This is a genomic window from Pseudomonadota bacterium, assembly GCA_026388315.1.
GTDB lineage: Bacteria > Desulfobacterota > Syntrophorhabdia > Syntrophorhabdales > Syntrophorhabdaceae > MWEV01.
This window is the reverse complement of sequence record JAPLKA010000113.1, coordinates 1-26,666: the sequence shown is the minus strand read 5'-3', so window position 1 is coordinate 26,666 and position 26,666 is coordinate 1. Positions and strand designations below refer to the sequence as shown.

General features: G+C 45.7%; 25 protein-coding genes. 22 read left to right on the top strand and 3 right to left on the bottom strand.

Going from position 1 to position 26,666, the window contains the following annotated elements:
• The 3 genes from kdpB to NTX75_16365 all read left to right on the top strand — a co-directional run.
• Positions 1-1,962, top strand: a 1,962-nt coding sequence (gene kdpB / locus NTX75_16375; GenBank protein MCX5817790.1) for a potassium-transporting ATPase subunit KdpB, incomplete at its 5' end; no start/stop codon positions are given.
• 9 nt (positions 1,963-1,971) lie between these two features.
• Positions 1,972-2,586, top strand: coding sequence for a potassium-transporting ATPase subunit KdpC (gene kdpC, locus NTX75_16370; protein MCX5817789.1), 615 nt, complete (start codon positions 1,972-1,974; stop codon positions 2,584-2,586).
• Between the two features lie 6 nt (positions 2,587-2,592).
• Positions 2,593-3,063: a universal stress protein gene (locus NTX75_16365; GenBank protein MCX5817788.1), complete on the top strand. Its 471-nt coding sequence runs from the start codon at positions 2,593-2,595 to the stop codon at positions 3,061-3,063.
• An 86-nt stretch (positions 3,064-3,149) separates the two neighbouring features.
• Here the strand turns inward: NTX75_16365 and NTX75_16360 are convergent, their stop codons facing one another.
• The gene (locus NTX75_16360) at positions 3,150-5,177 is read right to left on the bottom strand and encodes a DUF4118 domain-containing protein (protein MCX5817787.1); all 2,028 of its coding nucleotides are present in this window, start codon (positions 5,175-5,177) and stop codon (positions 3,150-3,152) included.
• Positions 5,178-5,341: 164 nt separating this feature from the next.
• Here NTX75_16360 and NTX75_16355 point away from each other — a divergent pair, with 164 nt between their 5' ends.
• The 10 genes from NTX75_16355 to NTX75_16310 all read left to right on the top strand — a co-directional run bounded on the left by NTX75_16355 (position 5,342) and on the right by NTX75_16310 (position 15,384).
• Positions 5,342-6,028 carry a FadR/GntR family transcriptional regulator gene (locus NTX75_16355; protein ID MCX5817786.1) on the top strand — a complete coding sequence of 229 codons (687 nt, stop codon included), beginning with the start codon at positions 5,342-5,344 and terminating at the stop codon, positions 6,026-6,028.
• Positions 6,029-6,047: 19 nt separating this feature from the next.
• Positions 6,048-7,316, top strand: a complete 1,269-nt coding sequence (locus NTX75_16350; protein MCX5817785.1) for an ABC transporter substrate-binding protein — start codon at positions 6,048-6,050, stop codon at positions 7,314-7,316.
• Between the two features lie 35 nt (positions 7,317-7,351).
• The gene (locus NTX75_16345; GenBank protein ID MCX5817784.1) at positions 7,352-8,212 is read left to right on the top strand and encodes a branched-chain amino acid ABC transporter permease; all 861 of its coding nucleotides are present in this window, start codon (positions 7,352-7,354) and stop codon (positions 8,210-8,212) included.
• A gap of 3 nt (positions 8,213-8,215) precedes the next feature.
• Positions 8,216-9,181, top strand: coding sequence for a branched-chain amino acid ABC transporter permease (locus NTX75_16340; GenBank protein MCX5817783.1), 966 nt, complete (start codon positions 8,216-8,218; stop codon positions 9,179-9,181).
• Positions 9,178-9,918, top strand: coding sequence for an ABC transporter ATP-binding protein (locus tag NTX75_16335; GenBank protein ID MCX5817782.1), 741 nt, complete (start codon positions 9,178-9,180; stop codon positions 9,916-9,918). Before NTX75_16340 ends, NTX75_16335 begins: the two co-directional genes overlap by 4 nt.
• Positions 9,902-10,606: an ABC transporter ATP-binding protein gene (locus NTX75_16330; protein ID MCX5817781.1), complete on the top strand. Its 705-nt coding sequence runs from the start codon at positions 9,902-9,904 to the stop codon at positions 10,604-10,606. The genes NTX75_16335 and NTX75_16330 overlap by 17 nt, the downstream gene beginning before the upstream one ends.
• Positions 10,607-10,637: 31 nt before the next feature.
• Entirely contained in the window at positions 10,638-11,924 is a 1,287-nt protein-coding gene (gene larA / locus NTX75_16325) for a nickel-dependent lactate racemase (protein MCX5817780.1), read from the top strand.
• Between the two features lie 124 nt (positions 11,925-12,048).
• On the top strand, positions 12,049-14,295 hold the full coding sequence (gene feoB, locus NTX75_16320; GenBank protein MCX5817779.1) for a ferrous iron transport protein B: 2,247 nt from the start codon (positions 12,049-12,051) through the stop codon (positions 14,293-14,295).
• Between the two features lie 176 nt (positions 14,296-14,471).
• Positions 14,472-15,056, top strand: a complete 585-nt coding sequence (locus tag NTX75_16315) for a TetR/AcrR family transcriptional regulator (GenBank protein MCX5817778.1) — start codon at positions 14,472-14,474, stop codon at positions 15,054-15,056.
• 16 nt (positions 15,057-15,072) lie between these two features.
• Positions 15,073-15,384, top strand: coding sequence for a hypothetical protein (locus NTX75_16310; GenBank protein ID MCX5817777.1), 312 nt, complete (start codon positions 15,073-15,075; stop codon positions 15,382-15,384).
• Positions 15,385-15,411: 27 nt separating this feature from the next.
• Here NTX75_16310 and NTX75_16305 read toward each other — a convergent pair whose 3' ends face one another.
• On the bottom strand, positions 15,412-16,515 hold the full coding sequence (locus tag NTX75_16305) for a nitronate monooxygenase (GenBank protein ID MCX5817776.1): 1,104 nt from the start codon (positions 16,513-16,515) through the stop codon (positions 15,412-15,414).
• Between the two features lie 331 nt (positions 16,516-16,846).
• Here NTX75_16305 and NTX75_16300 point away from each other — a divergent pair, with 331 nt between their 5' ends.
• The 3 genes from NTX75_16300 to NTX75_16290 all read left to right on the top strand — a co-directional run bounded on the left by NTX75_16300 (position 16,847) and on the right by NTX75_16290 (position 18,868).
• The gene (locus tag NTX75_16300) at positions 16,847-17,119 is read left to right on the top strand and encodes an RNA-binding protein (GenBank protein MCX5817775.1); all 273 of its coding nucleotides are present in this window, start codon (positions 16,847-16,849) and stop codon (positions 17,117-17,119) included.
• Positions 17,120-17,258: 139 nt separating this feature from the next.
• On the top strand, positions 17,259-17,693 hold the full coding sequence (locus tag NTX75_16295; GenBank protein MCX5817774.1) for a peptidylprolyl isomerase: 435 nt from the start codon (positions 17,259-17,261) through the stop codon (positions 17,691-17,693).
• Positions 17,694-17,872: 179 nt separating this feature from the next.
• Positions 17,873-18,868 carry a metallophosphoesterase gene (locus NTX75_16290; protein MCX5817773.1) on the top strand — a complete coding sequence of 332 codons (996 nt, stop codon included), beginning with the start codon at positions 17,873-17,875 and terminating at the stop codon, positions 18,866-18,868.
• A gap of 7 nt (positions 18,869-18,875) precedes the next feature.
• Here NTX75_16290 and NTX75_16285 read toward each other — a convergent pair whose 3' ends face one another.
• On the bottom strand, positions 18,876-20,753 hold the full coding sequence (locus NTX75_16285; protein MCX5817772.1) for a PBP1A family penicillin-binding protein: 1,878 nt from the start codon (positions 20,751-20,753) through the stop codon (positions 18,876-18,878).
• A 166-nt stretch (positions 20,754-20,919) separates the two neighbouring features.
• Here NTX75_16285 and miaA point away from each other — a divergent pair, with 166 nt between their 5' ends.
• From miaA to NTX75_16255, 6 genes are all read left to right on the top strand, one after another.
• Positions 20,920-21,864 carry a tRNA (adenosine(37)-N6)-dimethylallyltransferase MiaA gene (miaA, locus tag NTX75_16280; GenBank protein MCX5817771.1) on the top strand — a complete coding sequence of 315 codons (945 nt, stop codon included), beginning with the start codon at positions 20,920-20,922 and terminating at the stop codon, positions 21,862-21,864.
• Positions 21,843-22,355 carry an SMC-Scp complex subunit ScpB gene (scpB, locus tag NTX75_16275; GenBank protein MCX5817770.1) on the top strand — a complete coding sequence of 171 codons (513 nt, stop codon included), beginning with the start codon at positions 21,843-21,845 and terminating at the stop codon, positions 22,353-22,355. Before miaA ends, scpB begins: the two co-directional genes overlap by 22 nt.
• Before the next feature lie 12 nt (positions 22,356-22,367).
• Positions 22,368-23,408, top strand: coding sequence for a type IV pilus twitching motility protein PilT (locus NTX75_16270; GenBank protein ID MCX5817769.1), 1,041 nt, complete (start codon positions 22,368-22,370; stop codon positions 23,406-23,408).
• Positions 23,409-23,411: 3 nt separating this feature from the next.
• Positions 23,412-24,533, top strand: a complete 1,122-nt coding sequence (locus tag NTX75_16265) for a PilT/PilU family type 4a pilus ATPase (GenBank protein ID MCX5817768.1) — start codon at positions 23,412-23,414, stop codon at positions 24,531-24,533.
• A 98-nt stretch (positions 24,534-24,631) separates the two neighbouring features.
• Positions 24,632-25,147: a NapC/NirT family cytochrome c gene (locus tag NTX75_16260; GenBank protein MCX5817767.1), complete on the top strand. Its 516-nt coding sequence runs from the start codon at positions 24,632-24,634 to the stop codon at positions 25,145-25,147.
• Entirely contained in the window at positions 25,140-26,420 is a 1,281-nt protein-coding gene (locus tag NTX75_16255) for an ammonia-forming cytochrome c nitrite reductase subunit c552 (GenBank protein ID MCX5817766.1), read from the top strand. Before NTX75_16260 ends, NTX75_16255 begins: the two co-directional genes overlap by 8 nt.
• Positions 26,421-26,666 lie beyond the last annotated feature (246 nt).

Here is a 26,666-nt window from a genome sequence, read left to right as displayed (position 1 = left end):
GACCCCCGGCTCCTCTGGCACAATCCCGTCATGTTCGTAGTGGAAATCGTTTCAGTCATCACAACATGGATATCCATCAGCAATCTCATATACGGCGGACCCTTTCTGTTCAATGCCCATATCAGCGTCTGGCTCTGGTTTACCGTACTCTTCGCCAATTTTGCCGAGGCCCTTGCCGAGGGTCGCGGTAAGGCACAGGCTGAAACGCTGCGGCGGGCCCAGAGCGAGGCATATGCAAAGCGGCTCACCCCCGACGGGCGGACCGAAACCATCCCAGCGCTTGCTCTGCGCAAAGATGACATGATAGTAGTTGATGATAGTGATCCCATACCCGGTGACGGTGAAATCACTGAAGGTGTGGCCCTGGTAGACGAGTCTGCCGTAACCGGCGAATCAGCTCCTGTGATCCGCGAAGCCAAGGGCGATCGCACAGGCGTTACAGGCGGTACCCGTGTTCTCTCCGGACACATCGTAGTTCGCATCACCGCCAATCCAGGGGAAACCTTTCTTGATCATATGATCTCCATGGTGGAAAGCGCAAAACGCCAGAAAACGCCGAATGAGCGGGCGCTGGAGATACTCCTCGTGGGACTGACTGTGCTTTTTATCGTCGTTGTTGGTACATTGGCGCCATTTGCGGCCTATACGAGCGTAACCATCACAATTCCCGTACTGGTTGCCCTGCTCGTCTGCCTTATCCCCACTACCATCGGAGGGCTGCTGCCTGCCATCGGCATTGCAGGAATGGACCGGCTGATCCAGCGCAATGTCATTGCCTTGAGCGGCAGGGCTGTTGAAGCAGCGGGCGATGTGAACATAGTGTTGCTCGACAAGACCGGCACAATCACATTGGGTAACCGTATGGCAACGGAGTTTATCCCAGCTTCCGGGGTCAAAGATGAAGAACTCATACAGGCGGCACTCCTTGCATCACTTGCAGACGAGACACCTGAAGGTAGGAGCATCGTTGCACTGGCCAAGTCTCGCCTGGACATACATGGACGTGATATCAAGCCTTCACTTGAAGCCAGGTTTGTCCCCTTCACCCCTGAACTTCGCATGAGCGGCATTTCGTTGGATGGGCGGGAAATCCGCAAAGGCGCCTCAGATGCCGTTGCAAAATTTGTCCAGGAGAGCGGGGGAATAATGCATGAGAGCGTATCTATGGCCGTTGACAGGGTTGGACGGGAGGGAGGAACTCCCCTTGTTGTCGCAGATTCCGGCAGGGCCCTTGGAGTTGTTTACCTGAAAGATGTCCTCAAAGAAGGCATAAAGGAGCGGCTGAACCAACTGCACCTCCTGGGGATACGCTCCATCATGATAACTGGCGACAATCCCCTCACTGCTGCCGCTATCGCTGCAGAGGCAGGGATAGATGACTTTGTCGCCCAGGCACGCCCTGAAGAAAAACTGAAGCTCATACGAAAATACCAGGCAGAAGGTAACTTAGTTGCGATGATCGGCGACGGGACAAACGATGCACCGGCCTTGGCACAGGCAGATGTTGCTGTCGCAATGAACGCAGGGACTCAGGCATCCCGGGAGGCGGCAAATATGGTGGATCTCGATTCAAATCCCACAAAGCTTCTCGATATTGTTGAGATCGGGAAACAGATTCTCATGACCCGCGGCGCCCTAACTACGTTCAGCGTTGCCAACGACGTGGCGAAGTATTTTGCCATTATCCCTGCCATCTTTGTACCATTCTTTCCAGTGTTAGGTATTTTGAACATAATGCGGCTCGCTACGCCTCAAAGCGCCATCCTTTCGGCAATAATATTCAACGCCATCATCATCCCGCTTCTCATCCCGCTGTCGCTGAAGGGTATCAAATATCGTCCCATGACCGCCATGGCGCTTCTGGGACGAAACCTTGTGATCTACGGTATCGGCGGGCTGATTTTGCCATTTATCGGGATCAAATTGATCGACCTTGTGATTGTGTTTTTTCGGTTTTCTTAGGAGGAAAAAATGAAAGAACTGGTACGTTCTCTGCTTGTCTTGATCGTCATGTCACTTTTAACAGGAGCACTGTATCCACTCGTTGTTACCGGCCTGGCAAAAGCGGGGTTCCCGCGTCAGGCGCGGGGAAGCCTTTTGATGACGGGTGACACAATCATTGGCTCAGCAATAATAGGACAAAATTTTTCAAGTCCCCGCTATTTTCGTGGGAGACCATCGGCCATCGAAAAGGCGTATGATGCCGGCAACTCCGGCGGCAGTAATTTCGGGCCATCCAATGCAAAATTCCTTGAAGAAGTTGGCAGGCGCGTTGAGACGGTTCGGAAGGATAACGGACTTGAGCGCACGGCATCTGTTCCGGCTGATCTGGTTCTTGCCTCGGCAAGCGGGCTTGACCCTCATATCAGCGTTGAGGCGGCAATGATACAGGTCAAACGCGTGGCAAAGGCCCGGGGGGTGCCTGAACCGGATGTGCAGGTTCTGGTGGAAAGGTTCATTGAAATGCCACTTTTTGGTTTCCTCGGCGAGAAGAGAATCAATGTGCTTCGGCTCAATCTCGCCCTCGATGAACTAAGCCGGCGGCGGATCCAGTCAGGAGAATCGAAACCTAACAAAAGGGGATGAAAAAAGATGAATATGCAGAATGAACTTGTTAAACCAGAAACGAACTACCCCGCGGCAAGCAACGGGGTATGGACCAGCGGGGCAATTAATAAAAACGGTTTAAAGAAAATTCTTGTTCCAACGGATTTTTCAGAATATTCCGACATGGCATTGCGGGCAGCGTTAGAGATTGCAAAACAACAGAGCTCCAGCATCTATCTTTTATACGTTACAAAGGCTCGGCAGACTACAGATGAAAAAGAAAGAACGCAAGCACAGATTGATAAATTCCCTGACGCAGAATCGGTGGAAATTATCCCGGACATCAGGAAGGGGGTCCATTATGAAGAAATTCTGAAGATGCAGGCAGAAAGAGAGATTGATTTGATTGTCATTGCCTCACAAGACACAACGAAGTCGTTGCCCTTTCTTAGGGAGGGTATGGCAGGAAAGGTGATAAAGAAGGCGAAATGCGCTGTCATGGTGATAGGAAAATAATTCGGTGTCGAGTATCCGGCATTTGCTATCAAATATTCTGGATCGAGGTTGAAGATGTGAATTATCGCGTCGATATTCCCTTGATATTACGATCCGGCGCTTACCCACCTGGCTACAGCGAGGGATGACAGGTTAGATATGGCGTTCAGGAGACGACGCTGGTCGAGCAGGAGGTTTCTGAATTCATATTGAATACCGATGACCCCCACGGTTTCTTCGAGGGCTTTCATGGGCATGAAAAAGACCTTCACATTTGAAAGCGTTTGTGTGCCTGCTCCTGCTGTGTCTCCATGGTCATAGGTCCATTCGGCGACGGCCATCTCATGGGTATCGAGGTTTGTTTCCGGTTTGCTCCGTGCCCATATTTGGAGTCTTCCGCTATTCCCTTTGAAAAGTATAAAAGATGGCACATCGATAATGTTTGCTATGTACTTAGTCATAATCTGGCTGATATCATCAAGTACCGTTGTGCGCAGCAGAGGCATAATTCCCTTCCATTCATCAGGGTGCTGGATGAATCCCCCGACCAGTTGCTCAACAGGGGGAAGCATCAAGAATTCCTTGCTCATCTCTTCGATGAGCGAAACCCGTTGAAGCCGGAGGTGCAGTGCAAGGTTTTGCTGCTTCGTTGTCTTCACAAGTTGTCCCACAACTATTGACGTAAAGAGAAACATGATGGTGTTCACAATATCGTATGTGTGGTTCATCGTAAAGCTGAAGCGGGGTTCGACAAGGAAAAAATCAAAAGCGAGCAGACTTATGACCGATGCGAATATGGAAGGAATTGTTCCAAAAAAAAGGGCGCTGGCAATAGTTGCTATGAGATAGATGAAAACGAGCGATCTCGGATGAATAAATTCCTCTAAAAGGAAGTTCAGGACCGTGACAGCGGCAACCATGGCAAGAGCCATTCCATAGTCCCTTGGAGAAAACGTAAATTTTTGTGAAGCCGGTTTTTCTTCGCTATCCTTTTTTTCTCTTGAAGGGGTTACAAGCTGCAGATCAAAATCTGCCTGAGCGTGCAACAAACAATTGACCGGCGAGCTTTTCAGGAATCTGAACAATGTTGGTCGCTGAGGTTTGCCGATAACAATTCTGGTAACATTGTTTTCACGGGCAAAACGAAGGATTTCTTCTCCAATGTTTGTGCCCATAAGGGTTAGAACCTTCCCGCCAAGCTCTTCCGCCAGGTTCAATGCTGCAGTCAGGTGACCTTTCTCTATGTCCGAAAGGTCTTTCAGGGTAGGAGCTGAAACATAGACTGCATACCATTCCGCATGAGCATCTTTTGCGATTTTATACGCACGGCGGAGCAATTGTGGTGCATAGGGATTGGGCGCTATGCATACCATTACCCTTTCTCCTGCCGGCCATGGTCCTGATATGGCCTTTGCCTTCATGTAGTTTAAAAGTTCTGTATCCATCTTTCGGGCAACAAGCGTGAGGGTGAGCTCGCGTAATGCAACGAGATTACCACGCTGGAAAAAGCTCTGCATGGCCTGCTTTGCCTTTTCAGGGATATATACTTTACCTTCCTTTAACCTCTGGAAGAGCTCTTCCAGAGGGATATCAATAACCTGAACTTCGTCGGCCATATCCAAAAGACTATCGGGGATTGTTTCCTGTACCCTGACACCTGTGATTTTTGCTACCACGTCCATCTGGCTTTCAACATGTTGTATATTCACCGTGGTATACACATCAATTCCACTATCAAGCAGTTCCTCAACATCCTGATATCGTTTGGGGTGACGGCTATCAGGGGCATTTGTGTGCGCCAGTTCGTCAATGAGGATAACGGAAGGTCGTCGCGAAAGAACAGCATTTATATCCATCTCCTCAAGAACAATGTTTTCATATTCCACGCGCTGTCTCGGAATAATCTCGAGGTCTTCAAGCAGGGCTACAGTTTCTAAACGTTTATGCGTTTCCACAATGCCAACTACCACATCCTCGCCACGTTTTTTCAGGACATGGGCTTCCTGAAGCATAGTATAGGTTTTCCCGACGCCGGGCGCATAACCCAGAAAAATTTTCAATCTTCCCCTTTTGGTTCCCTCGCGTTGTATTTCTTTAAGAAGGGCATCCGGGTCGGGCCTTATAATATCTGGCATTATGTCTCCAAACTTTATTTTATTGTGACTATAGCTAACTTTAATCTTTTTTTCAAGATAATGTTGTGATTCAAGTATGTTAGATGGAGGTTAAGGATGAGGCAGATAAATTATAAAATTTTTCTTGACATATATAATCATTATATCATTATATATGATATCATATGAAGACTACAAGATCAAGTGATGTAGTAATAAAAAACCTCCTGGACTTGATAATGAAGGGCGAAATCATGCCCGGCGACAAATTGCCTTCCACAGAAAATCTTGCGAAGCAAACAGGCACCAGCGTTATCTCAGCGCGGGAAGCCTTACAAAATTTAGCCTCCATCGGTCTTGTCGAGATCAGCCACGGCAGGGGTATATTTTTAACGGAAGGCACGCCTGTCATGGAAGAACTGCTCGAAGCACGGAAGGTTATCGAATCAAACACCGCAATGATGGCTGCCCGGAACATAGATTCTGAAGGCCTGGATTATATTGAGAGCCTTCTTCGACAGATGGAAAAGAGTATTAAAGGCGGGGATTTTGCGGCATTCAGCGACATGGATTATGAGTTCCATCTTTCCATAGGGAAGGCTGCCGGTAACCGTATTTTATTAAAGATACTGGAGAATATTAAGGAACTTCTTCGTTATCAGTTAACCACGATAAACCGGCTCCCCAATGTCATTAAAACCTCTTCGTTGCGCCACAGAGAGATCTTCGATGCCATGAAGAAAGGAGACCCCGATTTGGCAGCATCGATCATGACGCAGCACATCACCGAAGTGATCGAATCCTGGAAACAAAATGTAGCGCCCATTGAGGGGAAAAGAGGGAAAAACAATAAAATGGCAACACAAAAATAATATTACCGAGGAGGGTAAGATGAGAACAAAGTGGGTATCGATAATGTGTGTATCTTTATTTGTGGTGTTGTTTCTGACGGTTTCTGTTTTTGCACAGCAGCCAAAGACCATCAAGATCGGGGCCGTTTATCCCCTGACCGGCAACATCGCATCCACGGGTCTTGACTGCAGACGCGGGGCGGAATTGGCCGTTGACATTATTAACGGTAAGTACAACCTCAATCTTCCGCTTGCAAAGACAGAAGGAATCCCCAACTTGGGCGGAGCGAAGATCGAACTGGTTTTTGCCGACACCAAAGGGGAGCCTAAAAATGGCATGTCGGAAACTGAGAGACTTATCACACAGGAAAAGGTAGTGGCAATAATAGGGGCCTACCAGAGCTCTGTTACCAAGACAGCAAGCCAGACAACGGAAAGGTTGAAAATTCCATATGTATGCTCTGATTCATCCTCTCCAACATTAACGGAAAGGGGATTCAAATACTTCTTCAGGGTAAGCCCCCACGATGCGATCTTTGCCAAAGATCAGTTCCAGTTTCTCAAAGACGTAGAAAAGAAAACCGGGAAAAAGATCAACTCCGTTGCCCTTCTGTATGAAAACACCGAATTCGGTGCCAATGTGGGGAAATATGCTGCCCAGTATGCCAAGGAATTCGGTTATAAAGTCGTAGCGGATGTATCTTATGCTGCCAATGCAACGGATGTTACAAGCGAAGTCGGGACACTTATAAAGGCAAAACCGGATATCTTGATGCATGCATCATACATCACAGATGCCATTCTTTTTACAAAAACCTTTAAAGAATTGAATTTTACACCAATGGGGATTACTACCTTTGCCGGCTACATTGAGCCGGGCTATCTCCCGGCGGTGAGATCAGACGGGAACTATATCGTTATCAGATCGACCTTCGCACTGGACCTTGCAAAAAAGAAACCCCTTATCGGTCAGGTTGGCGAACTTTTCAAGAAGAAATACGGCGTCGAGATGAGTGAGAATGCAGCCCGTAGTTTTGCCGCACCTTTTGTGCTTGCCGATGCGATGAACAGGGCAAAATCCACAAAGAGTGAAGACATCGTAAAGGCACTCCTTACAACTGATATCCCCGGTAATCAGATGATTTACCCGTGGAAAGGGATAAAATTCGATCCGAAATCACATCAGAACATATATGCTACCGGAACACTCGTTCAGATACAGAATGAAAAGTATGTCACAGTGTGGCCTTTCGATGCAGCACCGGCAGAAGTGGTCTGGCCGTTCCCTCCATGGAAGGGGAGAAAGTAAGCAAAAAAGAACGTTAAAGCAGGAGGATAAAGACAGTGCCTGAACAGCTAATGCAACAGATTGTGAACGGTCTTTTAATCGGTTTCATGTATGCCCTTATCGCCATAGGCCTGACCCTCATATGGGGTGTAATGAATATCGTCAATTTTGCCCATGGCGATTTTTTGATGGTTGGCATGTTTACATCATTCTGGCTTTACACTCTCTATGGTATAGACCCGCTGTTTTCCATTCCCATCTGCACCCTCCTCCTCTTTGTCATGGGGCTGCTCATCTACCGCTTCATTGTGAGCAAGGTCATGTCAGGACCGATGCTGGCCCAGTTGGTGGTCACCTTCGGGCTCAGCATCTTTATCTCCAACCTGGCAGTATATTTCTGGACCCCCGACTTCCGGCTTATTGCAAAACCGCTCCTTAGCGGAACGTGGGATATCGGCGGTGTCCTGCTCAGTATTCCGAAAACAGTAGCATCCATCGGAAGCATCGTTACGTCCCTCTTTGTTTTTCTCTTCCTGAAAAAGACAAAAACGGGAAAGGCAATCCTGGCTACAGAAATGGATCGGGAAGCTGCACTTCTCATGGGTATTAATACAGAGCGAATTAATTCGCTATCCTTTGGCATAGGTGCAGCTCTCGTTGGCATTGCAGGAGGTTTCTTATCTACCTATTATTATATTTACCCCCAGGTTGGGGGTCTTTTCGGGTTAATAGCCTTTTCTATTGTAGCGCTTGGCGGTTTCGGCAGTATTGAGGGGGCCTTTATAGCAGGTATACTGGTTGGACTCGTTCAAACTCTGGGTGGTTTCTTTTTTGATCCCGCATATAAGTATGCAATTGTGTTCATGATCTATCTCATTACGGTCTGGATAAGGCCTCAAGGTCTCTTAGGGTGGTAAGATATGCAAAATGTTATGACTAAACAGTTTTCTTATATCGGTATCGCTTTAATCCTTGCAATCATCTTCCCTCTTGTTATTACCAATACTGCTGTGCAGCATGTGGTGATCTTGTTCTTCATGTTTGCCATGATGGCGGTTGCCTGGAATATCATGGGCGGGTATGCAGGGATGTTTTCTTTCGGACAGGCGGCCTTTTTCGGCATAGGGGCATATACTTCATCTTTTCTTCTCATCTCCTACCAGGTGAACCCATGGATAGGAATGATCGCCGGCGGGTTGGTTGCTGCCTTCGTTGCTGCAGCTATTGGATATCCCTGTTCCGATTTAAGGGGTCATTATTTTGCTATTGCAACGATCGCCTTCGGTGAAATTGTTCGGATTCTTTTTAATAACTGGAAACTTATCGGCGCTGCAGAAGGTCTATCCCTGCCCATGCTGGATGGAGGCTTCAAAGATTTCATGTTTCACTCATCAAAGCTGCCCTATTACTACATCATACTCGCTTTCCTGATCATTGCACTCATTGTTTGTTATCTTATCAGCACATCCAAGATGGGGTATTATTTTCGTGCTATCAAAGAGAGTCACGACGTGGCCAAAGTCCTCGGTATCAATGTTGTCTGGTACCGTCTGATAGCCATTATGATCAGCGCCTTTTTAACGGCCATGGCAGGCAGCTTTTACGCACAGTATGTTCTTTACATAGACCCGGAAAGCGTCATGCTTTTAGCGATATCGGTTCAGCTCGTTCTGATCTCCATGCTTGGAGGCGCAGGCTCAATCATGGGGCCCGTCGTCGGGGCGCTCATCTTAGTGCCTCTGTCCGAGTTTACGAGGATCTGGCTGGGACATAAGGGTACCGGTGTTGATATGCTTATTTACGGATTCTTGATTACCTTAATTTCAATGTATCTGCCAAAGGGTGTATGGGGATTTTTTACTAATATGGGTAAGAGGGCAAAATGAAGAAGGCTTCCTGTTTAGAGGTAAAAGGTGTTACAAAACATTTTGGCGGTCTTTATGCAAATGACAACATTGACTTTACCGTAGAAGAAGGGGAGATTGTCAGCGTTATAGGGCCGAATGGGGCCGGAAAATCCACGATTTTCAACTGCATAACCGGTTTTTATCCCGCGAACAGTGGAAAAATCTTTTTTTACGGTAAAGATATAACCCATTGCAAGGCCGATAAGATCTGTAAAATAGGGATTGCAAGAACCTTTCAGGTGGTACAGGTAATAAGCGACATGACTGTTCTGGAAAATGTGATGACCGGTGCATTGCTCCACTTTACCAGAATTAACCATGCAATTGAGAAGGCAGAAGAGGTGCTTGCATTTACCGGCCTTACAGAAAAGAAAAATTTTCTGGGAACAGAACTTACTGTTGCAGACAAAAAGAGGCTTGAAGTATCCATGGCCCTGGCTACCCAACCAAAGCTGCTGATGCTCGATGAATCAATGGCGGGGTTAACGATTGTAGAACTAAGAGGGATAATAGATTTGCTGAAAAATATCAGAAAGAACGGGGTTACTCTTGTTGTCGTGGAACATGTCATGGAGGCCGTCATGGAGTTATCGGATCGCGTTATTGTCTTGAACTCGGGGAAGAAGATTATGGAAGGGTCGCCGAAAGAGGTTGTTTCACATAAAGACGTTATTCAAGCTTATTTAGGGGAGAAGTGGGATGTTATCAGTCAATAATATTTCAGTCGGATACAAGGGTCTTCTGGCATTACAGGATGTTTCCTTTCATGTTGACAAGGGAGAGGTGGTCAGCCTTATAGGTTCCAATGGGGCCGGAAAGTCGACCATCCTAAAGACAATATCCGGTCTTATACATCCGCAAAAGGGTGAGATCCTCCTGGATGGTACCCCTATCAGTCAAACCCCCCCATATGAAATCGTAAAGAAAAAGATCTCCATGATTCCTGAAGGGAGAAGGCTTTTTGGCAGGTTATCTGTTTTGGACAATCTTTTGTTAGGTGCCTATGCCCTTGATTCTAAGGATGAAGTGAAAGATGCCCTGGAAGACGTATTTAATATCTTTCCCATTTTACGAGAAAGGAAAAACCAGCGCGCAGATACATTCAGTGGCGGGGAGCAGCAGCAATTGGCCATTGCCAGAGGTTTGATGTCTCACCCATCCCTCCTGATGCTTGATGAACCTACCCTTGGGCTCATGCCTAAGCTTGTCTCGGAAATCTTTACTATTGTGCGGGAGATAAGTGAGAAAGGCGTTACGGTGTTGCTTGTGGAGCAGAATGTTTTTGATGCGCTTCAGATTTCTCACCGGGCTTATGTTTTTCAAACAGGCCGCCTTGTGCTCGAAGGCAAGGGAGAAGAATTGATAAAGTCTGATCTCGTGCGGCAGGCCTATCTCGGTATGTAATTTCATTAAAGATTCAAGATTAGGGTAAAATATGCGCATACTTATGAGGTACGGCAAAAATGGATTGCCTATAGACCTTCCTGATAATAGTAAAATTGACATAATACGCAAGAAAGAAATGCCGGTTTTCAGTAACTCCGCAGAGGCAGTGCGGTCTGCCCTTTTCCATCCTGTGGGTTGCAAACCTTTGAGAGAGCATGCACAAGAGAGTAAAAGCATTTGCATCCTCATGTGCGATATCACCAGACCTGTTCCCAATTCAATCGTATTGCCCGTACTCATTGAAGAATTGATCAATGCAGGTGCGCATCCCGGCTCGATAACAGTACTTGTTGCAACGGGCCTCCACCGGCCCAATGAAGGAGAGGAACTCCGTGAACTAATCGGAAACGATTGGGTGCTGCAAACCGTGAAAGTGGCCAATCACTTTGCCAGAAACGACGAAGACCATGTTTTTCTGGGGACCACTCCGCGAGGGATGCCGGTGAGACTTGACCGTCGATTTGTACATGCCGGATTGCGGATTGCAATCGGCCTCGTTGAACCTCATTTTATGGCCGGATATTCAGGCGGGAGGAAGCTTATTGTACCTGGAGTTGCCCATCAGGATACCATCAGGGTGCTGCACTCCACAAAGATGTTGGACCATGACAAGGTTGCTAACTGTGTAATAGAAGGCAATCCCCTCCATGAGGAACAGATGGCAGCAGTAGGGATGGTTGGCGGAAGCCTCGCGATAAATACGGTTATCGATGAAGACCGTAACATTTCCTTTGTTAATTTTGGTGGAATTGAAGAGAGTCATCTTGCTGCCGTTTCCTTTGCGCGGCCGTATTTTGAAATCCCTGTTCCACGAAAATACAAAACAATCATTACCAGCGCCGCAGGTTATCCGCTGGACAGGAACTATTACCAGACCATAAAGGGGATGGTGGGAGTTGCCGACATACTGGAGCCGGGAGGAGATCTTTTTGTTGTCTCAGAATGTTCAGAGGGGCTGGGCGCCCCGGAATATGCCGATTCACAGGCCAGACTGATCACTATGGGGGCTGACAGATTCATCGAAGAAACTGCTCAAAAGCAGTATGCCGGTATCGATGAGTGGGAATCGGTCATGCAGATAAAGGCAATGAAACTGGGGACGATACACCTGTACAGCGGATGCCTTTCAAAGGAAGAGCAATCTTTGACAGGCGTTGCCATTGTAAAATCACTAAAGGAGACCATCGAGAGAATGATCAAAGCAAAAAAAGATACCCGTGTGGCCGTTATTCCCGAAGGCCCTTATGTGATACCCGTATACAGACCTGAGAAATAATTTTAAGACACAGACCACCCCTTTTAACTATGGAATCTACTCCACGGTATTCCTTTCATTGACATTGACCGGCGGGCATAGTAATAATTAGATTAAATGCAGAAAGTGTACAGGGAATGAATGTGTGAATGACGATCTGTTACCTATAACGTCGCTTGATGAGGGTGAAGAGGGCATAGTTTACTCACTTGCCGGAGGGGAAGGTTTTTCAAGCAGACTTGCAGGGATGGGGATTGTTCCCGGTATCAAGATTAAGGTCCTGAGAAACATCAGTGGTTTAATTATTGTTTTTGCCTCTGATACGCGCATTGCCCTTGGAAGGGGTGAGGCGCACAAAATCCTCGTTGCAAAAATGCAAACCCCGGACGAAGAAGCAGAAAAAGTAAGGGCAAGAAAGACACTCCTCGTTGCCCTTGCCGGACAACCAAACGTTGGAAAATCGACAGTTTTCAATGTTCTTACAGGACTTTCACAACATGTGGGAAATTGGCCAGGGAAGACCGTTGAGAAAAAAGAAGGGGCCCATGTCCTGGAAGATTATGACATTAAGATTGTTGATCTCCCGGGGACATACAGCCTCAGCGCTTTTTCAGAGGAAGAAAGGGTTGCAAGGGATTTCATTATACATGAGCACCCTGATGCGATCATCATGATTGTCAATGCTTCAGCGCTTGAGCGGAACCTTTACCTGCTTTCAGAATTGCTCATCCTTGGGCCTCCTGTGGTTGTGGGTGTGAATATGATTGATGTGGCAGAGTCTCAGGGAATCCATATCGACGTTGAAGCCCTCCGGAAGTCTCTTAATGTACCGGTTGTTCCCATGGTTGCTACAAAAAACAGGGGCATAAAAGAGCTTCTCACAACAGTTATAGACCTTGCAAAAGGCAAGTTCATATACAACCCAAAGATGCCGCGAGTGACTGAGGATCATCAGGAGATATTCAATAAGCTGGTTGATCTCGTAAATGAACATGTTCCTCCGCCACACCAGGAGATGTGGACTGTGATAAAGCTTATGGAAGGAGACGCCGAAGTTACTGCGGAAATGCGTCAAATCATGCCTGTCAGTGCCTGGAACGAAGTCCTTGCCCTGCTTGTGAAGCATGAAGACGCCCTCCGTGCTGTTGTGGGCGGTCGCTATGACTGGATCGAGAGGGTTACGCGTGCCACAATCTCGCGATTTAAAATGGGCCAGGTGCTTATAACCGACCGGATCGACCATGTGCTTACCAGACCCATTATCGGTATTCCGGTCCTTCTGGGAATCCTTGGATTTGTCTTTACCCTGACCTTCACGATCGGATTTCCGGTACAGAAGTTGCTTGAATCTGTGATGCGTTCTTTCGGACAATCAATGGAAATCTGGTTGTCTCATGCGCCATTCTGGATAAAAGGGATTATCGTAAATGGAATTATAGGGGGTGTGGGATCAGTACTCACATTTGTTCCGCTCCTTATCATATTTTTTGCTGCAATGGCCTTTCTTGAAGACGTGGGTTACATGGCAAGAGCTGCCTTTGTCATGGACAGGTTTATGCATATCATAGGGCTTCACGGGAAGAGTTTCATGCCCATGTGTCTTGGTTTTGGATGCAACGTGCCGTCCATTCTTGGCACAAGAATTGTTGAGTCAAAAAAGGCAAGACTCCTGACCATATTCCTCACGCCCTTTGTGCCTTGTACGGCGAGGCTCGCTGTCCTGACGTTTATCACTGCTGCGATATTCGGGGAAAAGGCGATGATCGTCTCATGGGCTCTTGTTGCCTCAAATTTGATTGCTTTAGGGATTGCAGGCATGTTTGTCAACAGGTTTATGCTCAAATACGAGCCGATCCCTTTTATTATGGAGCTGCCCCTTTATCATAAGCCTGATATTAAAACTATTGTTTTCGCCATATGGAGCAGAACAGTTTCATTTATTAAAAAGGCGGGGACGGTGATCCTCGTATTTTCTATAGTGATATGGGTTTTGTCCAATGTTCCCGGAGGAAGGATTGAGAACAGCATACTTGGCTGGGTCGGGCAATTTATTGAGCCGATAGGCCGCCCCCTTGGTCTTGATTGGAAGATGCTGGTGGCGCTGTTATCGAGCACTATTGCCAAAGAGAATGCCATTGCCACACTCGGCGTACTCTATAATGCAGGGGAGTATGGATTGAGGGCTGTTTTGCCAAATCTCATAAGCCATGCCTCAGCGCTTTCTTTCCTGGTTTCTTTAATGCTCTTCATACCCTGTTTGCCGACAATTGTTGTCATGAAACAGGAGATGGGAAGCTGGAAGTGGTTTTCTGCATCTTTCATTGCAATGCTGCTTATCTCTTATTGCGGAGGGATGATAGCATACCGGATCGCCATGCTCTTTGGTTTATAGCGAAATCAGCCGTTAGTTGTAAGCCGATAATGGGTTCAGGGATTCGAGGGTCCAAGGGTTCGAGTGAATTTCACTTGACCCCTTTTGAACCGGCATCCAGTATCCAGCATCAGGAGTACAAGAAAATAAATTATTGACATGTTCCCCCGGTTCTTATAGACTGAACAACCATTCATATGAACAAACGTTCAGGAATTAATTCAAAAAAGAGAATCTTAACCGCTGCCCTTAAAGTATTTTCTGAATACGGTTATAAAGGGGCCAGCATGAGGATGATTGCTTCTACTGCCCGGATCAGTATCGGTGGTGTTTACCTTTATTTCACAAACAAAGAAGAACTTTATCTGACCCTTATAAAAGAAAGGTTTGATGATTTTTCTGCTCAGATAAAAACATCAATCAGCGAAATTGAAGATCCTGTCAAGGCAATCTCATCGTTTATCATGATGTATCTCGAGTATGCAAAAACCCACAAGGAACTCATACTTACCCAGGGCAGGGAGCACGGATTTACCTTTGCGATTGATATAAAAAGGGAATTTTTTAAAGAACAGAGGGGCATCATAGAGGGCATCGTTGCGCGAGGGATACAATCAGGGGTCTTCACGGAATGCAATGCAAAAGAAGTGACAAAGATCATAATGGGAACCCTGAGGGGATTTATTTTATCCATCGTTGTTGATCCCGACAATCTTTTTTCGCCCAAAGAATGCTGCAGGCTTATGCTTGGAGGACTCCTTAAAAGGCAGGTAGTTAAATGATGAAAATAAACCCGAAATGACAACCGGCGGAGAGTTTCTTAGGAGGAGTCTCGTTAAGACGGGACCAAGTGGCGTCTTGCAAATGATTTTCAGCATCTGCTTATTTGCTTATTTGCTCAGCATGTGCGTAGCCATGCATGTTTTTGCCGCAGAATATACCCTTAGCGACCTTTACCGGATTGCCCTTGAAAGGTCTTACAATGTTTTTGCGATTGTGGTGGAAGATGATGCCATGCCACTCATACGGGAAACAATGAACATGATAAGAAAAGAGCATCCGAAGATTGGGCTGAAAACATTTGTATTGCAAGTGGAGGAAACAATTTAGGCTGGCATTAAAGACTATCGCCTGACGTTATTGCGTTTTACCTGTCAGTTCATCCATTAACTCTTTGGCGCTTACAATCTTATCAAGTCTATAGCCGTTTACGCCTACTGTATAAAGCGGTTCTTCGTCTTGAGGATTGTAGCCCGCGGAGCTCAAGAGACCGTTACAGATGCAGAATGAAGCTTCATTGTCGTTTTTTGCAATGCAGCGCATGTATTGGCCGTCCCCGTTTTTGGTGAGTACATACCCTTTATCGCACTGCGGTTTTCTCTTTCTTTCAAGGGCTGAGGCAAACATGGGGGACTGTTTCAGGACCATAAAAGGCAATCCGCATGGTGAGCCGGGTCTGTGCGCAACCAGAATGTCTTCTTTTTTAGCATCGATAACAGCCTGTTTGTATGCGGGTGTTGCGCTGCTTTCTTCGGTAACGAGAAATCTCGTTCCCATTTGTACCCCGTCTGCCCCCATCTGAAGGAACTTCAGAATATCATCGTGGGTATAAATACCGCCTGCCACGATAACGGGAAACCCGCCATGCTGCAAAGATACCTCTTTTACAGGAGGGAAAAGGTTTTCAAGCCTGTTTGATTCGAGACCTATATCCTCGAACTTAAACCCTAAATGGCCACCTGCAAGGGGTCCTTCGAGCACAACTGCATCGGGCCGATAGCCCAGTCTTTCCCACTTCCTACAGATGAGCTCGAGGGCGCGTGCTGAAGAGATGATGGGGATCAGGGCGGTATCTCCTGGTTTTTTGACGCCTGGAAGACCCAGGGGGAGACCTCCGCCGGAAATGATAACATCTGCGCCTGCATCAATTGCACCCTTTACGGAATCATCATAATCTCTACCGAGGGCAACCATGATGTTTATGCCTGCAATGCCTCCTTTGGCCTTTGCGAGAGATATTTCTTCACGTGTTGCCTCATATGTATTGTGCGGTTTGCCGGTCCTTTTTGTAACAAGCCTGTCGAGGGCGGCGCTCGACACAATTCCAACCCCTCCCTCTTTTGCAACGGCACTGGCGAGAGGCGAGAGGGATACGCCAACCCCCATCCCACCCTGAATGATAGGGAATTTTATGGTTATCCCTTTTATTTTCAGTGAAGGCAATTTATGTTCTATCGTCATAATTTTTTTCTCTTTTTTGCAAATCTTGTATCGATTTGTTTATTTGTGGCCTCGAGCCTTTCTGCGCTTTGCTTGATCGTCCGTTAGCAAAAGGTAGATAAATTGAGAACACGACTTTCAATTGTAACACATAATAAATTAATATTGCAAAAGTTACTAAAAGATTATAGTTAAAATACTTTCTTTTTTTCAATATTTAATTTATGATACTTCATTGGCTCAATTGGTTCAATGATTTTTACATACATTAAATGTTTCAGTATGGAGCATATGCGGTTCATTGCCTCTATCTCCAAAAGAAGCATGAAGAAAAAAACAAGGAGGAGATAGAATGGAAGGCAGCAAACTTTATGTAGGAAACCTTAGCTATTCGGTAAGCAGCGAACAATTGAAAGAGTTATTTGGACAGTTTGGAGAAGTGAGAGATATACGGATCATCGAGGGCAAAGGTTTTGGATTTGTTGAGATGGCGACGCAAATGGAAGCCGAGAAGGTGAAGAAAGACTTGAATGGCACCCAGTTCATGGGGCGTACCATAACTGTCGACGAAGCCCGCCCGACAAGGGACAGGCAAAAAGGAAGAGGCGGCCCTCGAAGATATTAATATAATCCCGTTAACAAACAGATATATCCTATTAACAAGCAGACATATTCAGAACAGGGTGTTTCGCATTTCTGTGTTTGCATATAACAATATTACGTAAAAAGCATCATTTGTAACTTGTTTTACAAGGGGATAAAAAATGGTACAGGCAAATATGCATGATAAAGTAAAAGTTCACTATTCTGGAACATTAAGTGATGGTACCGTTTTTGACTCCTCGCTTGAGAGAGAACCCTTCGAGTTTACAATTGGACAAGGAATGGTCATACCTGGGTTTGAGAAAGGAATAATCGGTATGAGTGAAGGGGACTCCGGGATGGTTTCAATGACATCGGACGATGCCTACGGCCCTTACAGGGATGATCTTGTTGGTGTTATTGATAAGTCCCGTAAACCTGAGAATATCGATTTAGAGATAGGGATGGTGTTACAGATGCGCTCGCCTGAAGGCAGTATTACTAATGTTACCGTTACAGACATAGGTGATGAAGGTATCACACTTGATTTGAACCATCCTCTTGCCGGTAAAGACCTTGTTTTTGAGATAAAACTTATGGAGGTATTGCAGGCGTAACATAAACAATTCTCAAAGAAATGAATTTTTTCCTCGTTAGCTTTTTCTTACTTTATAGCACACTTCATTTTTATATATTTCTGAAATTAAAACACGCCTATCCACCTGGCAAAATTGCCGGCATTTGTATCACCATTTTTATGCTCATGATGGTTTTTGCCCCTGTTGCGGTACGCCTGATGGAAAAGACCGGTCATGATAATTTTGCACGTTTCATGGCTTACATCGGGTACACGTGGATGGTGGTACTGTTTCTGTTCTTTTCCGTATCTATCTGCATCGATTTTCTGAGGTTGTGCGTATATTTAGTGGGTTTAATATCAAAAACAGACGTTTCAAGGTTTATACATGCCGACAGATACTTTTTTGTCATTCCGTTTGTATGCGCTTCATTGATTACGCCATACGGGTTTTATGAGGCGACGCAAATAAGGATTGAAAAAATAACTATCAAAACCCCGAAGATCCATGAAAAAGTGGGTACACTCAGAATTGTTCAGGTTTCCGATGTCCACACCGGTCTTATTATAGGGAAGAAAAGGATGGAACAGATCGCAGACAAAATCAGGGATATTAAACCTGATATTCTTGTCTCAACAGGTGATCTTATTGACGGGCGCTTTAACAAATTAAAAACATCTATTGAGCCGTTAAAACGAATCAATCCGACCTACGGCAAATTTGCCATAACAGGTAATCATGAATACTATGCCGGGATTGACGCTTCCATTGATTTCATAGAACAGGCAGGGTTTGAGGTTTTGAGGGGCAGGGGGGTTAACGTTGGAGATATTATCAATATTGCAGGCGTTGATGACGCAGCAGGGGTTAACTATAAAAATAACTTGATTTACGAAAGGGCATTGCTTTTAAGCCTTCCACAGGAGAAATTTACCATTTTACTCAAACACAGACCTGTTGTTGACCAAGGCGCTGTGGACTTTTTTGACCTTCAGCTTTCAGGCCACACGCATAAGGGGCAGGTATTTCCATTCCGGTATGTTGTAAAAATCTTTTTCCCGCTCTATACCGGATTCCACAAGATAAGTGATAAATCGTATCTTTACACAAGCAGCGGAGTAGGGACATGGGGTCCGCCGATGCGCTTCCTCGCGCCGCCGGAAATAACGGTGATCGAGCTGGTGCACGATGTGGTTCAGAGTTTAGCCTTCTGAAGGCTGATTATAGTTGCTCCTTATCCACAGGTTGTTGCTCGGAGGCTGGTTTTTCCGGTTGTGCAAAGTCATCATTCGGGTACATGGGCAGTGCCTTTGCCATGAAATCAATCCATATAGGTAATGCTGCTGCCCCCCCTGACTCCTTGTTGCCCAGGTGGGTCCCTTTGTCATATCCAACCCAGACAAGGCAAAGAAGGTTTGGCGAAAAGCCGACGAACCATGCATCTTTAAAGTCGTCGGTGGTGCCTGTTTTCCCTGCAAGATAATAGGGCATAGACGCTGCGCCCCGTGCAGTACCTCTTTTTACAACACCTTTCATTATATCAACAAGTGCATAGGCGGCCTCAGGGGAAACTACACTTTCTTCAAGGGATTCTTCGGTATAAATTTCTTCTCCTTCAGTGGTAGCAATATTTCTTATGGCCGAAGGGGAGATATAAATACCACCCCTTGCAAAGGTTGCATAGGCAAATGCAAGGTCTAAGGGGATTATTTCCGTTGTGCCCAGGGCCAAAGAGAGATTTGGCGCAAAGTTGCTGTTTATGTTCAGCCTCTTTGCCATGTCTATGACGTTTTCGACCCCAACCCTTTCAAGCAGCCGGACACTGGCGGTGTTCAGAGACAGTTCGAGTGCCCTCCGCATAGTTACATCGCCATGATATTCATTTTTATAGTTTTTTGGTTGCCACACCACTTTTGTGTATGGGTTTGTGAAAGATACGGGTGCATCCCTCAGGATGGTGTCAGGGCGAAGGCCTTTCTCCAATGCAGTAAGATAAATAATGGGTTTAAAGGCGGAACCGGGCTGTCTCTTTGCCTGAACTGCCCTGTTGTAGGGCGAAGATGTAAAATCTCTCCCGCCTATCATGACCTTGATATTGCCTGTCTTTACCTCAATTGCTATGAGGGCAACCTCAGGGAGTGCAGTTATATTGGGGTGCCTTGTCTTATAAGACTGCAGCCCTTTTTCAATCGCCTCATAGCCATATTCTGTCATTTTAAGGTTTACCGTGGTTTTTATATTGAGTCCTTTGGTATATATATCCTGTGAATTTTCTACAAATTCGTCAAGATTCTGTTTCACATACTCGATAAAATATCCGGTTTTTTTCTCGTAGCCCCTGAATGGTGCGAGGGTCATAGGGGTCTTCATCGCCTGCATGTAGGCGCTTTTATTAATGAATCCTGCATCGTACATTTTTCTCAGTACAATATTTCTTCTTTCAATAGCCCTTGAAGGATTTTTAAAGGGGGATAATCTTGAAGGGGATTTTGTGAGGGCTGCCAGGGTTGCCGATTCTTCAACGGCTAACTGGTTTGCCTTTTTGTGGAAATAGGTATAGCTCGCCGCCTCAACGCCATGTGCGCCTTCGCCGAGATAAATGAGATTCAGATACATGTTGAGAATCTCGTCCTTTGAATAAGCCCTCTCTATCTGAATCGCAAGAGCGGCTTCCTCGATTTTTCTTTTAAAGCTTTTTTTGGAGGTTAGGAAGAGGTTCCTGGCAAGCTGCTGCGTTATGGTGGATGCTCCCTCTGTGATTCCCCGGCGGGCGATGTTTTTGAAGGCGGCCCTCCCGATGCTTCTTATATCAATACCGAAATGTTTGTAGAACCTCACGTCTTCAATGGCTATAAATGCATATTTGAGGTGATTTGGCATTTCCGTGATCGGAATGGGTACCCTTTTTTCCACAAAAAGCTCGGCGAAGAGGTTGTTGTCATCTGCATAAAGCCTCGTTGACGACTTGGGTTTATAAGATTCGAGTTGTTTTACATCGGGAATTTCAAGGTAATTGACAAGGCCGTATCCGAAACTACCGCCAAAAACAGCGGGCAGAAAGATTAAAAGAATGGCGAATTTGATAACCCTTGAATACATGGCAAATTATATTATACTGTATATTCCCGATGTTCTCAAATGATATACTGGTATAAATTCAGGCTGAGAGCAGGTACTTATTATGTTAAGTTATGAGAATTTATCTTTAATAAGCACAAATGTTCAAAATTTAAATCGTTAAAGCAAAGCAAGTTTAGGATTTTAGATGAATAGGGATAATCTCAATAAAATAATCATTATACTTGGTCCTACCTGTACCGGGAAGTCCGAATTATCCCTGCACCTTGCAAGAACTTTTGGTGGAGAGATTATCAATGCCGACTCAATGCAGGTCTATAAACACTTTAATATAGGGACTGCCAAACCCTATAATGGGCAGACAGATGAAATTCCTCACCACCTCATTGATATCGTGGAGCCCCATGAGGAGTTTAACGCTGCCATATTTAAAGAGAAGGCGGATTTTTCGATTAAAGATGTTGTGAACAGGGGAAAGGTGCCCATTGTCGTGGGAGGTACAGGCCTGTATATCAGGGTGTTGCTTTATGGCTTATTCCTTGCACCGAAAGAAACCGGCCTGAGAAAGGCCCTCACCGAAGAATATATATGCGACCCGATACAATTTTATGAAGAATTGAAGAAGGTGGACATTGAATATGCCTTGAGAATTAGTTTTCGTGACAGGGTAAGGGTTGTAAGGGCTATGGAGGTTTTTCGCTCAACAGGTGTGAAGATGTCAGAATGGGGGAAAATCCACGGTTTCAGGGAACCGCATTACAGTGCATTAAAAATTGGCCTCAGGAGGGAACGGAACGAGCTCTATTCAAGAATCAATAAAAGGGTCGAGGATATGTTCATTGCCGGGTGGGTTGAAGAGGTAAAAAGTATACTTGCCATGGGCTATCACGGAAAAGAGAAGCCCTTTTCAAGCATAGGGTACAGGGAAATACTCCAGTATATTAAAGGTGAAATTACCCGTGAAGATATGGTACAAGATATAAAAAAGCATACAAGACACTATGCAAAAAGACAATTTACATGGTTTGCCAGGGAAAAAGATATTAGCTGGTATGCCTATCAGGAAGAGGTCAATGGTATTGTATCAATGGTATCGGAGTTTTTGAAAGAATGGAACTCAAGCGGATTATAGAGGCAATTCTCTTCGTATCACCAAAACCTGTTACAACAAAAGGATTATTTAAAAAGCTCGAGGGATGTTCATTAAAAGACGTGGAAGATGCCCTGAATGAACTGACAAAAGAGTACAATTATTCAGAGAGGGCATTGGAGATTGTCCAGGTTTCCGGTGGTTTTCAGATGAGAACAAGGGTCGATTATAAAGAGTGGATAAAGAGATTCGTGAAAGAAAAGGATGTGGAGTTAACGAAATCAGTGCTTGAGGCCCTTGCAGCGATTGCCTACAAACAGCCGGTAACAAAGAGGGAAGTGGATGCCATAAGAGGTGTTGATTCTACCCGTGTTATCAAACATTTACTCAGTAAAAGATTAATCGAGATTGCAGGCAGGGATGAAGAGATTGGAAAAGCCATCACATTCAGGACAACGGGTAAATTTTTAGAAGTATACGGACTCAAGGGTATCGAAGATTTACCAACATTCAAAGAGCTGGAATCATTATAAAAGGAGGGTTTTATGGATATATCGGAATTACTTATTTTTATGGTTGATAACAAAGGATCTGACCTTCATATCAGCGCCGGAGAGGTTCCCATGGTAAGAATACATGGAGAAATGAGGAAAATTGAGGTTCCGCCGCTTGAAAAGGATGATGTGCACAATATGATATATGAGATTTTAAATGATCAGCAGAGAAAAATCTTTGAAGAATTTCTCGAACTGGACTTTTCCTTTGCCCTGGGTGATATTGCCCGATTCAGGGTAAATTGTTTTAAACAGCAAAGGGGTGACGCTGCTGTCTTCAGGACAATTCCCACCAAGATACCTAGCTTTGAAGAGTTGAACCTGCCGAAGGTCTTCAGGGATATAGCAGGCCTGGAAAAGGGGCTTGTCCTTGTCACAGGTCCTACAGGTAGTGGAAAATCAACAACCCTTGCTGCAATCATTGATCTGATTAATAGTGAAGAAATGGGACACATATTAACCATCGAAGACCCCATCGAGTTTGTCCATAAGTCAAAAAAGTGTCTTGTAAACCAGAGGGAGCTTGGGCCTCATACCAAGAGTTTTTCCAATGCATTGAGAAGTGCGCTCCGTGAAGACCCCGATATTATTCTCGTGGGTGAAATGAGGGATCTGGAAACAATCTCCCTTGCCTTGACAGCGGCAGAGACAGGACACCTTGTTTTCGGAACATTGCATACAAGTGGAGCCCCCAAGACTGTGGACAGGGTTATAGACGTTTTCCCTGCAGCGCAGCAGGCGCAGGTGCGTGCTATGTTTTCGGAGTCCATACAGGCAGTTGTCACACAGGCCCTTTTCAAGAGAAAAGATGGCAAGGGCAGGATAGCATCGTTTGAGATCATGATTGGAACGCCTGCTGTCCGGAACCTCATAAGAGAAGCTAAAATTGCACAGATTCCATCGATTATGCAGACAAGCAAAGGTGTCGGGATGCAGACAATGGAATCCTCCGTAAATGAATTACTTGCGAAGAACATTGTGACAAGGGATGAGGTGGCCTTCTGGCTCCCGCAATCTGCTCAACAGAGGTGAAATATGGCAGAATTATTAGATTATTTAAAATATATGGGCGAGAAGGGTGCATCGGACATTTACATAACAAACGGCATGCCGGCCATGTTCCGCATTCAGGGTGCTACACAGCCATACGATGAACCCCCCATGACCGCTGAAGATACCGAGCGAATTGCAGCCAGCACAATGAACGAAAAGCAGAGAAAAATCTTTGCTGAAGAGCTGGAAATGAACCTTGCCCTCTATTACCCGGAACTGGGGAGGTTCAGGGTCAATATCTTCAGGCAGAGGGGGTACGCCGGATTGGTCATCAGACTGATCAATACAGTGATCAAAAGCATCGACGAGGTTGGGCTTCCCCAGGTGTTTAAGAGTATCATGATGGGCAAAAACGGGCTGATCCTTGTTGTTGGCGCAACGGGGAGCGGCAAGTCTACAACCCTGGCGTCCATGATAGACCATAGGAATGCAAACCAGCGCGGACATATAATAACCATCGAAGACCCGGTAGAATATGTCCATAATCACAAACAGAGTGTTATCACGCAGAGGGAAGTCGGGTTTGATACCCATTCATTTGCGGCTGCCCTGAAGAATACCTTGAGGCAGGCGCCGGATGTAATTCTTATCGGCGAGATACGGGATACCGAGACGATGGAGGATGCCATTACCTTTGCTGAAACAGGGCATCTCGCCCTCGGTACACTCCATGCGAATAACGCAAACCAGGCCCTTGAAAGGATTCTGAATTTCTTCCCCATAGAGCGTCACCTTCAGATATACATGCAGTTGTCCCTTAACCTCAGGGCTATTATATCCCAGAGGCTTATTCCTACCGTGGAAGGGAAGAGGGTTGCTGCCATCGAAATCATGCTTGACAGCGCAAGGATAAAGGACCTTATCCTGAAAGGTGATGTAGGGCTTTTAAAGGAGACCATGGCAGCGTCTTACAACGAAGGGATGCAGACCTTTGACCAGCATATCCTTGACCTTTATAAAACAGGGATCATTGATTACAATAACGCAATAGCATATGCCGATGCCCCCAACGATCTGAGGCTCAAGATCAAGATGGCAGGTATCTCTAAAGAGGAAGAAAGCCAGAAGGAATCATCATTTAAATTAAAGATAGATGGGAAATAGAGGCAAATTCCAAATTCCAAATAACAATAACCAAACTGTTTGTGATTTGGAAGATTGGTCAATTGGAATTTGTAGTTAAAAACAGAGAGTAGCGTTGAGTGAAATTCTCTAAAAAGCAACCATTATATGATATTGATGAAATCCTCAATCAGGGGCCTGTCATACACCCTGGAGGGGGTAAGTTCTGGTATGGTTTAGCGGCCGGTATGGTTCTGATACTTCTGCTGGCGGGCGGTTACCAGCTTGGCGGCGCTTCCCGGTTCTGCGGAGCCTGCCATAGCATGGAAAAAGAATATACCCAGTGGAAGTTATCAAGACACAAACAATTTTCATGTATCGAATGTCATATGCCGGATACAAATATTGCCGGAAAGCTCGCATATAAAACCCGTGCAGGCCTCAATGACCTCTGGCATGAGGTGATCCGTAATTATCCTGCTCATATCAGACTTTCTTCCAAAGGGAAGGATATTATGAACGGCAATTGTTTCCGTTGCCACTTCTCGACCATTGAAAACACGCGCATGTCCAAGGGTGGCCAGAATTGTTTAAAATGTCACCACAATCTGGTGCATGGCCAGGGTATATTAAAAGGAGGACTGAAGTATGAATAGAAAGACCAGGTTTCTAACGGTTTTAGTTGTAGTGGTGTTTCTAACTGTCCTTTTTGTTGCAGCGAGAGCTATAGCAATAAAACCTGCTTCTACCGTAAAAATTACGCCCATACCTGCAAACGAATACAACCCTGCCGTGTGGGGAAAATCCTACCCTCTCCAGTATAAGAGCTTTCAGAAAAATCTTGATATGTCAGCCTCTCCTACGGGTTTCGGGGGCAGCCTGAAGGTCCAGCACTCCATAAAACAGCCCGAAATTCTGATGAACTTTAAAGGCATGGCATTCAGTAAGGATTATACGGAAGACCGTGGACATCCCTATGCCCTGGATGACCTGAAGGAGACAAAAAGGATCACACCGGTGAGCCCCGGGGCATGTATGACCTGCAAAACAGCATATCTTATCGACTTCTATAAAGAGAAGGGGTGGGGATATGCAAAAACCCCTTTATCCGAACTGTTCCCCAGAATGAAGCATCCCATTGTATGTGCTAACTGCCATGATCTGGCTACAATGAACCTTCGGGTCATTAATCCTGCCTTTACAGAGGCCATGCAGCGACGGGGGATAGATGTAAAAAAGGCATCCCGTGAAGAGATGAGAAGCTATGTCTGTGCGCAATGCCATGTGGAGTATTATTTTGAGCCTGAGACTACAAGGGTCATATTCCCATGGGATAAGGGACTTCACCCTGAGCAGATGTATGCTTATTACGCACAAACACCTAATGGGTTTGCCCAGGATTGGATACATCCTGATTCGCAGGCAAAGATGCTCAAGGCGCAACACCCTGATTTTGAAACGTGGAGTAACGGAGCGCACGGAAAGGCAGGGGTTTCCTGTGCAGATTGTCATATGCCCTTCATGCGCGAGAATGGTCAAAAGTATTCGTCACACTGGCTGACAAGCCCCATGAAACATATTGATGCGTCATGTGGAACTTGTCATGCTCAGACAAAAGAATGGTTTCTTGACCGTGTGAAGACCATTCAGGGCAATGTCTGGCAACTGCAACACACTGCCGGCATGACCGTTGCAAAGGCGCATGAAGTAATAGGAAAGGTAAATAATCTCGGAAAGGCCAATAAGGTGGAACTGGATAAGGCGCGGGAGCTTGTCCGGAAAGCGCAGTGGTACTGGGATATCGTTGCAGCAGAAAACAGTATGGGTTTCCATAATCCGGTACAGGTACTGAACACGCTCGGCCAATCCATTAATATGGCCCATCAGGCTATCGCCGCCGCCAATAAGGCAGGGGGGACGAATTTTTAGCAATTAAGAAAGTGAATAGTGAATAGCGAAAGTGAAAACCTGACAGTAACAGTAGGACAGGCGTCTTGCTGTCGTGGTAGCCGCAGGCTTCAGCCTGCGAATAACCACCTATAAGGCCTCCCCGTGTCAATAGATAAATCTCTCCTCCAACGAAAAATGTTACTTTTTTTTCGCCCTAACTTACAACTTACCATCTGACTTAATTGCCAACGGCTCCGGCTTTATTTCTTATATCGGTGCAAAAAT